We start from the raw sequence: 14,529 nt of genomic DNA, 5'->3' as shown, positions 1-14,529 counted from the left end.
ATCCCAATATATTTCTATCTAAAAATAATTAATGAGATTCAATTTGATGATTAGGATATTAATAAGTTTATAAAAACAAGAAAACCATTCGAATTGAATGGTTTTCTTGTTTTTATTAGATTGCTTTAAAGTATTTATGTCCAAGTTGGAACGGTGTAATGTCAAAATCTGTATGTCCGTCTAAAGCAAGATCTGACATAATTTTGCCTAAAAAAGGAGTGAATTTTGCAGCCCATCCCGTGGCGTATAAAACAATATTTTTATGGTTGGGTACATAGCTTGGAGCAAAATCAATCAAGAGTTCTTTGTTTGCAATTTTACTCAAAGCAATAAGACATGTTGAGGTATATTCTGGCTCTGTGCCTAATCCAGTCATGTGATCTTTAACCCATTGTGCTGTATAATCGAGTTCTTGCTGATTCGGAATTAAAGTTCTGTCGCTTGGTTCTTCTATAGGATTTATGACAAAGTCTGGCGCTACGCGAATGTATTCCGGATGATCCCAATCGACCGAAGGAAAACCATAAAACTGATTGCCATTTTCGCCAACTGGGTTTTGAAATACAAACCATGTTGGGTATTGAATTTCGGGATCGGTTTTTTTAAAATAAGCCGAAGACATATTCCAGTAAGTCGCTTCTATTTTAAAATCAAGCAAATTGATTACGCTATTAATATATGGGCCGGGAATAATTGCCAGTTTTTCTGCAATATAAATTCCGTTTGGCGTGATTACTTCAAAGAGTTTCCCTATTTGGTTGATTTTAATTACCGGCGAATTCTCTTGTAACTGAACCGTTTCTGCTTTTCGGCACAAGTTTAAAAGCGTTTCATTTGTCTCTTTAAAATTAATACTCGCACCGTCGGGCTGAAACAATCCCGTATAGGTTTCGGGTAAGTTTTTAAAATGATATTTTTCTTCGATTTCTTTTGATGTCAGCTTAATGTAAGGAACATTTAAGGCATTTAGTGATTCTTCGGCTTCGGCGATATTTCCTTCTGTCGAATGTACTTCGGGATCTCCAAACCAAAGCGTACCCACTTTATCGAGTAATTTTGTGTCGGTTTGTTTTTCTAGTTCGACCCAATACGGCTGCGCATCTAAAGCCATCTGCACCATATATTCCTCCGGATACGGAATCCTAAATTGACGCGAAACTCCTGCCGAACTTCCTAATTGGTTTACAAAAGTAAATTGCTCCAATACTAAAGTTTTTGCTTTTCGTTTACCAAGATGGTACGCAGTTGCCAAACCTATTGGTCCGCCACCAATAACAATTACGTCGTAGTTTTCTTTTTCCATTATGTTCTGTGGTTAAGTCGTTTATAGTCGCTTTGGATTTTAAATCTAAATTAATTGAGTTATAAAATCGACTATAAAAAAATGGCACAAAACGGAAATTATTGGTTATGAGATGAGGGATGTTGTGGTTTGGGATTTTTAACCGTTTATAATTTCTAAGAATAAAAAAATTGCGCAAAGTCAGAGACATTTGCGTATTTTTTCAGTTGAACTCTTCGGAGAGCCGGGATAAATTAAACGTAACAAATGAAATATCTATTTATTTTTTGCTTTTTTCTAAATAATCATTTGCCATTTTTTTTGTTTTATCATCCAAAGCTTTTTTATCATGTGTAAGAATATCATACACATCAAAGGAAGCTCTTTTATAATTATATTTATTAGACATAATCAAAGAATAATAAAGCAATCCTGTAACTTTTTGCCCACCAATATAATAAATCCCTTTTAATTCATTATATGCTAGTGTATCACCATTAAACAGAGTACGATTCTCTAAACTATCCATTAATTTTTGATTAGATAATTTTTCCTTAAAAAGAGTTCCAGAGTTTTCTGATGTAATATTAACTTTTGCCTCTTTCTTTTTATTGCATGCAAAAGATAACACTAAGATCACAACAATGATTATAATATTTGATTTCATAATTTTTTATTAAATTAAAATTTTCTTCTATAAATTTCACGCCCACCCTTATATGCCACTAAATCTCCGTCGTTCTTACCCGAATCCATCATTTTATCAATCCCTGAAATCTTATATTCACATGCGCTATTATTATTATCTATTAAGGTATAATTTACATAGCCATCTGCACCAATCACAGTCATGTTAGGGAATTTCTTGGAGATCATTTGTGCCAGACTTAAACCGTCTTTATCCATTCTTGCTGATTCACATGACCATAAAGTTAATGTGGTTCCCTTTTTGTATTTTGCTCCGTCCCACTGATCATTTAAAGCCTTCATCATAATGTCAAAGTCTTCTTCATTTCTAACATTTAATGTCGCATTTGGATCATAAATAAATTTAATACCACCATGCGCAAAAACAGTAAACCTTCGATCTCCTTTTTTGTAATTTCGTGATTTTACTACGCCGTAAAAACGGTTATTCCCAGATGGAAAGAATGTCACTGGTTCTTCTTCATCTTCATCTACAGTATCTGTACCCGTTTGTTGCAAATTATTTGCACTTGCCTTGGGTTTTCGATTAGCTGCATTTGTATTTTCGGTTTTATATTGCTTTGCTAGATTTGGGTCAGCTCCGGGCCTTGAGGTTTCAAGCCATTGTTCATTTGTTAATCCATCAGCACCAACTGCTTCCATTCCATCAGGGTCAATAAAAAATACAGGATTATTAAGAGCATATGTATAAGGCGAAAAACGTCTTGAAGTCTCTGCTAATGGATCAATATTCATCCAACGGCCAAGTGCAGGATCATAATTTCTTGCTCCATAGTCATATAAATTCAATAAATTTCCTCCAATATTTTCATCTTGGAGCTCTTTACCATTATATTTATACCTTAAACCATCATTCGTAGAATTTTTAGCAATATTATAACCTTCTTGTTTTAATCCAAATGGATAATAATTATTCTCTTCTTGAATAACAAGATTTTTGTCATAACTCAAACGGATATTCCCAAGATGATCTTTATATTGATATATGTATTTAAAAGAACTTGCCGTTACAGCCTCCACATACCCTTCAGCAGTTGGGAAGAATTTCAATCCAGTTGTACAAGTCTCACAATCTGTTTTATACTGATAACCTCCCAAATAATCTGTTAAAGCAATATTTGCCGGCGTAGTAGTAGTTACTATCTTTTGAACTTTCTGTCCTACAGCATTATAAAGATATTTAATATTTCCTGTTGTTGCAAAATTTATTTGAGTAGGCAGATTAAGGTTGTTATAGGTTATTGCTGTTATGTTTTTGTTGTTGTCTTTTGTCATATTACCATTAGCATCATAACTATAATCATCGACAGTATTGGCAACGCTGTCTGTGAAACCATTTACTTTAGAAGCTACAGGTGCACTATCAACAACTTTCGTAAGCTGATTAGTTTGGTTTGTTGGACCATAACTGTACACTAAATTGTCAATTTGCGTAGCAGTAGTTTCATTATTACCATTACGTATTAAAGACAAAATGTTTCCGTTTTTATCGTATGTCAAACTTTCATTATAAGCACTATTTGTGGTCGCAGCTCTTTGGAAAACAGCATCTTTTAATCGGTTTAAATTATCATATTTATAACCGTAAGAGCGAATAACTGGTGTGGCTTCTGAAGCGCTGGTCCAATAAGTTTCAGCAATGTTTCCATTGTATAAAGTCTTTACACCAGTAATACCGCTGGCGATGGTATTATAATTTATTCTAAAAGCAAATTGATCTCTAGGATCAGTCCCATTTGTTAATGAATTTATATCATTAATATTTGTCATCCATCCACGAATATTATATGTATAATTAATATTTTGAGTTGGAGCCGTTGTAGTATTTCCTATTTTTTTAGAAGTTAATTGTCCTAACTCGTCATAAGTATTACTTGCAATAAGCTCTATCGTTCCATTGTTTATCTGATGTGTCTGCGTTAATAAACGATCTTGATTAGAATACGTAAAAGCATCTTTTGTTACAAGTTCTGTATCCGTACTCAACCTTTTATGCCTTGTAATACTGTATTGTAGCTGTCCTGAGAACGGATTAAGTTTGCTATCAGTGTAAGTATAACCTCCTAAGAAATTTTGCATGTAAGAGCGAATAGGTCTTGCTTTAGCATCATATAATACATAAGCCAGCTCATTTCTGTAAGTTGTACTATTTTCTAAAATTCTTGTCCAGCTTCCTGTACTTAGTCCAACAGGTTTTTCTGTTGTTGATGTTTTTGTGCTGTAAAAGACATTTTGTGTTTCAACGGCAGCTGGAATTGTTGGTGCATTTGGGTAATTATAATCATCAAAATAACTTACAGTCAGCACATGATAACCTGCAGTTGGCCAGGCAGCCGTGGTATATCTGAATGATACTCCATTTATGGTTGTATTTGTTGCTGTCGCAATTTTAGTTTCGCTGTTGACACTATATCCATTTTGAAGATCCTGCAATGTTTTTCTATCAGCACTAGTAACTGTAGCAGCAGATAGCCACGCCGTAATTACCGAACGATTTAAGGCATCGTATTTTGTTACAGTCCATCCAGAAGAAGTAATATCTGTAAATGGAGATAAACTTGGACCAGTAGCTATTGGTCTGTCTAATTTGTCGTAAACAATAAACTCCCATTGTTTGCCAGGTAATTTTTTCTCCACAAGTCGATTACGAGAATCATACTTATACTGATAGCATAAGCCATTTAAAGCATTTTGCAGGCTATTATCAATTTGGGCACTAAAAGTACTTCCGGCAGCAGCATTAAAACCAGGCAATAATCTTATAGAATTTGAAGCTGTCAACGATAGAGTCGATCCTGAAGCTACTGTGGCAGTAGATGTAATATCACTTGGAATATTTAAGGCATTAATAAGATCAACTGCTTTAGGAGGTATTACATAAGTTAGATTGCCATACTGATCGTAAACATAATAGGTATCATGTTTTACTCCTGCATCATAAGTACGTTTTAAAATTACCTGTCCTTCTTTATTTTTAAACTCAACTGTTGATCCATTACTTTCTGAAGGTGAAGCTGTAGTATTCTCATCATAAATTATAGTCTTAAAAAGCTGATTAACACTATAAAGACCACTTTGATTTCCTTTACTTAATGCAATATCATATAAGCCTGAAGTTGAATTCCAGATTGCATTTACTGTATAGTTCTTTACAGCATCATTGGTTACATTGGTCTGATAAGCCATTTTTACCGTATGGTTATTCGCAAGCGCCCAATCTGCTCCTGGTGCTGCCTGTTGTAAAACACGGTTTAATGGAGAATCTTCTAGTTGTTTTTCGCTAAAAGGGTTTGTATTTGCCACGCCATAATTAGTCTGGTATTGTGCAACTAAATTAGGAAACAGAGTAAAAGGATTAATATAATTGGCATTATTTTGTGTAGATGCATAAGGAAGATATTCTCTTACCTGCCTGCCAAAACCATCATACTCAATAGGTGTTACTATATCTTTTCCAGAGTTGGAAGCCTGATAATCTAAACTTTGTATTGGTCTTCCTAAACCATCAAAATATGTAACTTTTTGTGCAGCCTGAACTATTGTAGGATTTGCTATACTGGTTGTAGTGGCCGTTTTATAAACAATATTCCTAATAGCATTTTGATTCTGCAGACTTGCTTCTAAAGTTGTACAATTGGTACTTGTACCCGGAATCGTTGGACAATTGTCTGTATTATCAAGAACATAATTCCCTGGCGGTTTGGTACATTGCTGGGCAATAAAATTTAAAGGATCGCCCAATCCGTCTAAATCATTGTCCAGATACCAAGTTTTTGCCGTATCACAAGCCAGATTTTTAGTAAAACTTAAATAACATCCGTTCCAGCTTGTTGGTGCATTTGTTAAATAAAAAACCAATGCATTGTTTTCAATTTTTGCAGCAAAATTTGCTAAAGGACTTCCTTGAGCCGATGAAAGTTGTCCTAACTCCATATTAGGCAATGCAGGAGAAATGGTTAATGTTGCAACAGTACCAATTTTTAAATAACCTGAACTAGCCCAAGTTGCATTAATAGAAATTGTTAAGACATCATTATTTACAGAAATTGTACCTCCACCAGTTCCTGACTGGCCATTGTTATTTAAACTTTGTACTGTAATGTTTTGTGTGTAATTAGGATAAATTCCAGCCTGAACCTGACCAAAAAACATCATTAAAAAGAAAACAAAGTAATAATTATAATTTTTCATCTTTCTCATATTAGTTTTTATACTGGTATTTGTTTTCTGACAATATATTATCATTTTTATCCTTAACGTTTATCAATCTTCCAAATGGATCATACATATATGTTATTTTATCATTTTTGGGGTCCGTGATAGTGCTCACACCAATAAGCGGAATATAACTAAAAGTTGAAACCATAGCATTTGGTAAAAGCCCTCGCAGTGTATTAATTGAAGCTAACTGATCTTCATTATAGGTATCCAATACAGCTGTAGTTATGCCTAAAGCCGTGGCTACATTTGCGTAACTCGCATTTTCAATTTTAGCAATGGGCTGAGTTTGTTTGTATCCCCACAAAATGGTTACAGGAGTTCCGTTCTCTAATGTATATTGTTGTATATTAGCTTTAGAGTCATATTTATCATAAGTTACTTTCTTCTCAGGGAATGAATAAGTTGAGCTATTTGCGCCCTTACCTGCAAAAATGTATTTCGGCAAAATCCAGTTATTAGTTGTAACATCTTTTGCATATTGTGTGTTTTGTCTCGACAGAAGTTCCATATTTTTACGATTCTCAGTAACTATCGGAATTCCTGTCATCTTTGCATTAGTCATTATATCTTCAATAGGATCAAGTTGAGGACGCTCTTTTGAATAGTAATATGTGGTAACAAGTTTATCACTATTGGTAGTGAACTGATCATCGTTACTAGTTTTATTTGTACTCGTTTTAATATTTAAGTCAGAATCATACGTTAAAGTTTCATCAACTGACACCGCACTACCATTAAAGTATGATCTGGTATTAGATCCTACTAATTTAACATTACTTGATATCAAAGGATATGATACAAATGTAAAATCTGTCATTCCAGGATAAAGCATATCATTACAAGAAGAACTCAAGCCTCTTAATTGATTAATATTTATTATACCAAAAGAATACTGATCTGGACTTACACTTTGATAAGAATAACTTTTCTGAAATAAAAGCGTGTCATTTTTATCATAAGAAGCTTCAAATGAAAGAAGTCCATTAAAATAATTCAAAACAGTTGGAAAGTTTTTACCACTTATATTTTCATAATTGTAATATGTATATACCTTTTTTCCATTAGTTAAATCATTATTATCCACTTCAGTTTCTTCAATATTTTCATAAGCAACAAGACCTCCGTCACTTGTAAATAAATTATCAGACGAAATTGAAATCTCATTACTTACAGTTGCTGTTGTAACAAGCTGGCCATTTACAGCATCTGGCTCTCTAACTTCACAAAATGTTTCTTGGGTTGATAAAGGTTGAAAGCGCGTTAAAATTCTTCCTCCTGAATACTTTAAGTTTTTCTTGTTTGCAATATTTCCTGTTGAAGAATAATTTTTAATAGTTTTAACTCTCAAACCTCCCGTTTTACTTACTTTAGTAACGCCAGTATCGTCGTAATAACGAAAATCTGATTTTAAACCTGCGATTCTATAAGTATCTGAAGCACTATACTGAAGCGTATTTATAATATCTACTGCATAAATAACCGTTGGATCGGGATCATAATCAATTCTAAGAGATTCATTCCATGTTTTTCCATGATTTGATTCAAATGCAACCCTTAGTTCATCTGTAACTTTCCATTGTTTGATAATTGTTGTAACCCCTTGCTTTGTTTTAGAAAAAACAATTCTGGAAGCATTATTACCAGGATTAAAATTATCATAGCTATAAACAGGTGCATTGGGATTAGGAAAAGGTGTATATCCATCATTAATTACATTAGTGAAAGATATTGTAGTTGCATTTGCCAATTTAAAATCATGGTGATAAACATCTGTGCTCTTACCAAAACTGGTTAAACTTTTAGGCTTATAAGCTTTACCTAATTCTGCCATATCAGGAATAAATTGATTTGAAAATGAATTAGGTTCATATTCAAATTGTGAAAAACCTCCAGTTGGATAGCTTATTTTTTTCAACATATATGTCCCTGCTTTTTCATTATCTGTATATCTGTTTATTCCTTGATAATACCCATATTTAAAAGGCACTTGATAATTAACTCGGTAGCCAGATACGTAGTCAGGCTGATAATATTGCATTTGATATTCATAATCAAAATAAATTAAATCAGGCAGTAAGGTTTTATTATCTATACCATTAAAATAACCCCAGAAATCTTTGGCAAATGAAATTTTCATAGGCATAGTTGAACTAAGATCATATTCAAGTTTATAAGTCGGCATAGTTCTGTCCTGATTCCCAAGATTATCATAACCAATTTCTTTTACCGTATCTAATTTTAATCTTTTTCCTAATCGAGCTTTATTAGTGTTATAAAAACTCAACGAACTACTAACACTAGGATTTCCTAAAAACTCATCATATGGAAAATAACTGTAACCCAATTCGAAAGTTTTTATCTTTTTATTGGTTAGTCCTCGGTAAGAAATATCAATTGCCTTTAATCTTTTTGGGCTTGGCAGAGCTGTTGGCGCGGTAATAGGAACAATATCTTCTCGATCTTCTAATATAAAATCGATGACAGTAGTATTTGTCGTTATTTTTGATAATATTTTTATATCATTTTGAACAATTCTATTTCTTAATCCCTTAGCATTTTGATTTTCACCTGAGCAAGTTTCGGTAATTAAATATCTTTCCTGAAAAGATAAATTTGCAGAGGATGCATTAATGTATGTAAAATCAATTTTATTCCCGTTTACAAGGGTAATTGATGACAACCAATATGTTCTTCCTACTCTATCCACCTGATCAGGTTCTGTATCTGTATTAAAAGCTTGTTCACTCACCCCAAATGTATACGTTATCCCATCGGATGTTTTCGCAGTCATATTTGTCATATCAAAAACAATATCTTCTGTCTTATTTAACTGAATAACCTGTTTTGTTTCAAAATCTATGTAGAAACTTCCAGAATGACCTCCGAAATTAAATTGATAAATATCTGGCTGCGCACCACCTTGTTCGATAAGATTTTTAACGTCGAAAGGAAATGTTCCATTAGGTAGAGGGTAAAGATTATCAGATTCAGGTGAAGCATAACATCTGTGTCTTAAATGTTTATAACTTCCTTGATAACCATAATTTAAAATAATATTTTTAACATGGGAATAGTTTTGAGGTACTACTGAATAAAACATATCCATATCATCTCTTTTTCCTCTCACTTCCTGAATAATGCTGCCGGCAGGTGATAAATCCCATCCTAAGCCTACCCAAGTAGCCTCATCAGAAACCTTAATACCTGAACTATGATATCTTAGTTGAATTGGAATTTCTATTCCTGCTTCCTTAATGGTGTAAATTGGAATCGAAATATTTGCCGTCCCTGTATTATATCCAATGGGGATATCTCCGAATCTTCCTAAAAGTGCTGCCTCAGGAGATGATGGAATATTAATTTTAGGAGAAAAAGTAGAAACATTTTGCGAATACAAAGTCGCACTTAAACCGAAAAACAAAAAAAACAACGTAAAAACATTGCTTTTTTGTTTAATAAAATAATTAATAACAGATTTCAATTTGTTTTGGTTAGTAAGAGTCATATAATTAGTTGAATTATTATAAACTTGAGCTAGGTGGGTTTTCAACACAATATTAATGCATTTTTAAATGTTAATTTTTTTATTTTTTTAACAAGACAAAACTTCTTTATTGTTACTTTTTAAAAACGTTTGAAAATCAATTAATTATTATATTTTTGATCAGTTTTTGTAAGGGCAAAAAAACATTTTAACAAGATTAATATAAATGAAAATCACATTTTTTTATTTTGATTGCTAATCTATAATTAGCCATGTAATTTTTACGTTATTTCCGTATTGTTTTTAGTTTTAGATCGAAAAAATTCTTGTTATAGATCTTAATATTTCAAAAGCATTAATTTTATTTTCAGTATAAAACTTCAAGATCTTCAAATTAAATTTTGATACAATTTTTATTTAAAAATCTAATTCCAAATCAATCAACACTTTACAAAAAACAAGTACAAATTGTGAATATCTATTTCCTAAAATCCTGATTTATTTTCCTGTAAAATCTATCTTTGGCATCCTTAAAAATTAGAAAAAATGAGCGCAATTTGGTACGAATGCAAAGTAAAGTATAGAAAAACCGATGAAACTGGAGGCCAAAAAGTTTTGACAGAACCTTATTTGGTGGATGCAGTATCTTATACAGAAGCTGAAAAAAGAATTAATGAAGAAATGGCAGCTTACATTAGTGAAGAATTTAAAATCACCAATATTAAAGTAGCAAATTATGCCGAAATTCATCCGTTTGAAAATGCTGACCGCTGGTTTAAATCGAAAGTTTCTTTGATTGCATATGATGAAGAAAGTGGAAAAGAAAGAAAATCAAATATGTATATGCTGGTTCAGGCAAATGATGTGAGAGAAGCTTTTGATAACACAATTCATGTTATGAAAAATACAATGGGAGAATATTCTATTCCAGCCATTTCAGAATCGCCAATTATGGACGTTTTCCCATATTTTAGCGGTGAAGAAGAAGAAACCGAAATGCTCGAAAGGTTCAACACTCTTAAAGCTTCAAAACCTGTAAAAGCAGATGAAGAAATAATAGACCACATGGAATTTGAAACCGTAGAGAAATAATTTTTTTAAACTTCAAAAAATTAAAATTCCAAATTCCAAAAAGGAACTTTAATTCTCAATATTAATAAATTAGCTTCAGAGAAATCTGGAGCTTTTTTATTTTCTGGCAGTAAAACTTACATGTATTTTCAAATCAAAATAAATCCTATATTCGTTATACAAAACCACTTACAACCAAACCAAAAACTCCATGAATAAAAAAACACTTATTTTAATTGGGTTTATTATTGTAAAATTTGTCCTGCAATATGTTTTAATAAGTCCCGAATATGATTTGCAGCGCGATGAATATTTACATCTCGATCAGGCACATCATTTGGCTTGGGGTTATCTATCTGTTCCGCCGGTAACTTCTTGGTTTTCTTATATCATTTTACTGCTCGGAAATTCGGTTTTTTGGGTGAAATTCTTCCCTGCTCTTTTTGGAGCACTGACTCTTTTAGTTGTCTGGAAAACTATTGAGTTTTTAAAAGGAAATTTATATGCTTTGGTTTTAGGTGCGCTTTGTATTTTATTTTCAGCTTTATTAAGAATTAACATGTTGTATCAGCCCAATTCATTTGATGTTTTGTGCTGGACATTATTTTATTATATTTTGATTCAATATGTTGCTACAGAAAAATCAAAGTGGCTTTATATAGGAGCGGTTGTTTTTGCTTTCGGGTTTTTAAACAAATACAATATTCTATTTCTTTTAATTGGCCTTTTACCGGCAATTATACTTTCCAAACAAAGAAGAATATTTGCAGAGAAAAAATTATACTTTGCCTTGATTTTAGGGGTATTATTGATTCTGCCGAATTTATTATGGCAGTATAATAATCATTTCCCAATTGTACATCATATGAAAGAATTGGCAGAAACACAATTGGTAAACGTAGATCGTGCAGATTTTGCCAAAGAGCAAATTTTATTTTTCATAGGCGCATTCTTTGTTATTCTTTCATCTTTTTATGCCTTACTTTTTTACAAACCTTTTGAAAAATATAAATTCTTTTTTGCGACGATAGTTTTTACATTAATTGTCTTTTTATATTTCAAGGCAAAAGCTTATTATGCCATTGGATTATACCCTATTTATATTGCTTTTGGATCGGTTTTTCTGGCAGATGTTTTACAAAATGGCTGGAAACGTTTTTTAAAACCTGTATTTATTGCGCTTCCTTTACTATTTTTTATTCCGATGTATTACCTTGCTTTTCCCAATAAAAGCCCTGAAAAAATAGTTGCCGAAAAACTGGAAACACATCGTTGGGAAGACGGAAAAGAACACAATTTATCGCAGGATTTTGCCGATATGCTGGGCTGGAAAGATCTTGCCCGTAAAACTGATTCGGTTTATGCTTTGTTTCCAAAAACAGAAAACACTTTAGTTCTTTGTGACAATTACGGTCAGGCCGGAGCCATAAATTATTACACCAAAAAAGGAATTAAAGCAGTATCTTTTAATGCCGATTATGTAAACTGGTTTAACTTGAATCTTTATTATACAAATTTAATCAGGGTTAAGGAATTTGACAAAGACAGTAAGGAATTTGTAGAAACGAGTCCTTATTTTGATATCTCTTTAATTGGCGGCGAAATCACAAATAAATACGCCAGAGAATACCGAACCACGATTTTTATTTTTAAAAACGCGAAAATAAACATCAACAAAAGGCTTGAACAGGAAATCAAGGAAGAAAAAAATTATGCCAAATAAATGATAGATTTCAGCAATATTGAATATTTAAAAACCGGAAATTCAAAACAGATTCGGGCTTACGAAACCTTAAAGCAAAATAAGGTTTTGGAAACTCTTTCTGAATTTGATCCCATTTTGACTGGTACAATTCCCATTAATATTGATATTGAAAACAGCGACCTGGATATTATTTGTTATTGGAAAAACAAAACCGAATTTATTTCTGCAATTTCTTCTTCTTTCGAAAATAAAAATGATTTTAAAATTCGGGAAACAATTATTGATCAACGCGAATCTGTAATTGCCAATTTTATAATAGATAATTTTGAAATTGAAATCTTTGGACAAAATATTCCAACCAAAGAGCAAAACGCATACAAACATATGATTATTGAATATGAAATATTAGAATCAAAAGGCGAAAATTTCCGTTTAGAAATCATAAAACTCAAACAAAATGGTTACAAAACCGAGCCGGCTTTTGGCGAATTATTAGGTTTAAAAACCAATCCATATTTAGAATTGCTTGAATATAAAGTGCAATTCAAGAAATAATAAACCACAATATACTATATACCAAATACTTAAAACTAATATTGTTTAGAGAAAATTTTTTCAATAATTTCTTTGCATAACAGTATTTAGTGTTATCTTTGCACCCGAAACATCGCGGGATAGAGCAGTAGGCAGCTCGTCGGGCTCATAACCCGAAGGTCACAGGTTCGAGTCCTGTTCCCGCTACTAAGTAAAGCTTCAGAGAAATCTGGGGCTTTTTTCTTTATAAAAAAAAGCGTTTTGCAAAAAAGCTTGCTTTTTGATTGATTTTCTTTGCATTAACAAGAAGAAAAGCAATAATTATCTTAATTATTTATTTAAAATTATATTTTAATCGTAAACTCCAATGTTTAAAAAAAACAGCCCCCAGATTCTTCTTTTTACCCTTTTAAGTTTATTTTTTTCCATCAATTCGTTTTCTCAAAAAAATCTTTATGCCGGAATTGAAGTTGGCCGAAGAGCTATAAAAGTTTCGGTTCTGGATGTAAGTAATATCAAAAAGGCCGATTATAAAATCCTTTCGTTTTGGACAGAGAGAATTAATTTTGCTGAACATATTGCTAATACCGGCGAACTTACTGAGGACGATATTAACAGAGCCAGCACTATTGTAGCTGAACAATTAACAAAAATAAGGGCTGAGCATAAAATGCCCGAAACGAATATTTTTATCGTAGCAGCTCCTGTTTTTTCATCTGCACGCAACGCTGATGTTTTAAAAAATAAAATTGCTACGCTAACAAACAAAGAACTTGAAATACTTAATGTTAACGAAGAAGCTAAAACACTGGTTAAAGGTGCGATGCCGCCAGTTGATTATTCTAATGCTTTTTTGCTTGATATTGGTGCACAAACTACAAAAGGCGGATACATTGATGAACTTGAAGATAACAAATTAGAGTTTATACCTTTGGAACTTGATTTCGGTACAATGACACTTACTGATGCTGTGAAAAAAACGGTTGTAAATCAAGCGCAGGTTAACGATATGTCGGCATATCAGGAAAAATCTTTTGATTTTAACTCGGTGTTGCGTAAGAAAGTGCAGGCGTTGTTGGACAAAAATCCTCTTTTATTAAAAAAAGACAAAATATATTTATCTGGCGGAGCTGTTTGGGCTTTTGCAACTTTATATTATAATGAAAATGTAAAAGAGCATTATATTTCTTTAAACATGGAAGACATTCTTAATTATGATGCAATCCTAAAGAATAACTTTGTCAAATTTACTAACCTTGCTAAAACCAATAAAGAAGCTGCAAGAGTTTTGAGTACTTATAATCAGGAATATTTAATTTCTGCAAATAATATATTAATTGCTTGTTTAGAAGGTGTTCCAAATTTAGAGACAAAGAAAGTATACTTTGTAAAAGAAGGACAAGTAACCTGGCTTATCTCATATATTGCCGATCGTTCTAAAAAAGTAAATACTAATTTTTAAAGATCATCCTTTATAAATCTTACAAAGCTTTAGAGAAATCTGGAGCTTTTTTTGTTTGTGAT

Annotated in this window: 8 protein-coding genes and 1 tRNA gene; 5 read left to right on the top strand and 4 right to left on the bottom strand. The window is 32.3% G+C overall.

What is annotated here, in order from left to right:
- Positions 1-115 precede the first annotated feature (115 nt).
- The 4 genes from ASD98_RS12435 to ASD98_RS12420 form a co-directional block, all read right to left on the bottom strand.
- Positions 116-1,303, bottom strand: coding sequence for an FAD-dependent oxidoreductase (locus tag ASD98_RS12435; RefSeq protein ID WP_056205094.1), 1,188 nt, complete (start codon positions 1,301-1,303; stop codon positions 116-118).
- A gap of 259 nt (positions 1,304-1,562) precedes the next feature.
- The gene (locus tag ASD98_RS12430; protein WP_056205091.1) at positions 1,563-1,949 is read right to left on the bottom strand and encodes a hypothetical protein; all 387 of its coding nucleotides are present in this window, start codon (positions 1,947-1,949) and stop codon (positions 1,563-1,565) included.
- Positions 1,950-1,963: 14 nt separating this feature from the next.
- On the bottom strand, positions 1,964-6,181 hold the full coding sequence (locus ASD98_RS12425) for a DUF6443 domain-containing protein (protein ID WP_242412105.1): 4,218 nt from the start codon (positions 6,179-6,181) through the stop codon (positions 1,964-1,966).
- Between the two features lie 10 nt (positions 6,182-6,191).
- Complete coding sequence (locus ASD98_RS12420; protein ID WP_056205085.1) at positions 6,192-9,716, bottom strand: hypothetical protein; 3,525 nt, start codon at positions 9,714-9,716, stop codon at positions 6,192-6,194.
- Positions 9,717-10,241: 525 nt separating this feature from the next.
- Here ASD98_RS12420 and ASD98_RS12415 point away from each other — a divergent pair.
- From ASD98_RS12415 to ASD98_RS12395, 5 genes are all read left to right on the top strand, one after another.
- Complete coding sequence (locus ASD98_RS12415) at positions 10,242-10,787, top strand: DUF4494 domain-containing protein (RefSeq protein WP_056205082.1); 546 nt, start codon at positions 10,242-10,244, stop codon at positions 10,785-10,787.
- Positions 10,788-10,977: 190 nt separating this feature from the next.
- A complete protein-coding gene (locus ASD98_RS12410; RefSeq protein WP_056205080.1) occupies positions 10,978-12,489 on the top strand; it encodes a glycosyltransferase family 39 protein in 1,512 nt (503 codons plus the stop codon).
- On the top strand, positions 12,490-13,026 hold the full coding sequence (locus ASD98_RS12405) for a DUF4269 domain-containing protein (RefSeq protein WP_056205078.1): 537 nt from the start codon (positions 12,490-12,492) through the stop codon (positions 13,024-13,026).
- 113 nt (positions 13,027-13,139) lie between these two features.
- Positions 13,140-13,212: transfer RNA gene (locus ASD98_RS12400), tRNA-Met, on the top strand.
- A gap of 160 nt (positions 13,213-13,372) precedes the next feature.
- Entirely contained in the window at positions 13,373-14,467 is a 1,095-nt protein-coding gene (locus ASD98_RS12395) for an exopolyphosphatase (RefSeq protein WP_056205076.1), read from the top strand.
- Positions 14,468-14,529: the final 62 nt, after the last annotated feature.

Source organism: Flavobacterium sp. Root186, from assembly GCF_001428525.1.
Taxonomy (GTDB): domain Bacteria; phylum Bacteroidota; class Bacteroidia; order Flavobacteriales; family Flavobacteriaceae; genus Flavobacterium.
The sequence above is the reverse complement of the archived record's forward strand: the minus strand, read 5'-3'. Positions and strand labels throughout refer to the sequence as shown.

Excerpts from the sequence above, each read along its gene's own strand:
- ASD98_RS12435 (WP_056205094.1), bottom strand. The coding sequence starts at position 1,303 with ATGGAAAAAGAAAACTACGACGTAATTGTTATTGGTGGCGGACCAATA.
- ASD98_RS12430 (WP_056205091.1), bottom strand. The coding sequence starts at position 1,949 with ATGAAATCAAATATTATAATCATTGTTGTGATCTTAGTGTTATCTTTT.
- ASD98_RS12425 (WP_242412105.1), bottom strand. The coding sequence starts at position 6,181 with ATGAAAAATTATAATTATTACTTTGTTTTCTTTTTAATGATGTTTTTT.
- ASD98_RS12420 (WP_056205085.1), bottom strand. The coding sequence starts at position 9,716 with ATGACTCTTACTAACCAAAACAAATTGAAATCTGTTATTAATTATTTT.
- ASD98_RS12415 (WP_056205082.1), top strand. The coding sequence starts at position 10,242 with ATGAGCGCAATTTGGTACGAATGCAAAGTAAAGTATAGAAAAACCGAT.
- ASD98_RS12410 (WP_056205080.1), top strand. The coding sequence starts at position 10,978 with ATGAATAAAAAAACACTTATTTTAATTGGGTTTATTATTGTAAAATTT.
- ASD98_RS12405 (WP_056205078.1), top strand. The coding sequence starts at position 12,490 with ATGATAGATTTCAGCAATATTGAATATTTAAAAACCGGAAATTCAAAA.
- ASD98_RS12395 (WP_056205076.1), top strand. The coding sequence starts at position 13,373 with ATGTTTAAAAAAAACAGCCCCCAGATTCTTCTTTTTACCCTTTTAAGT.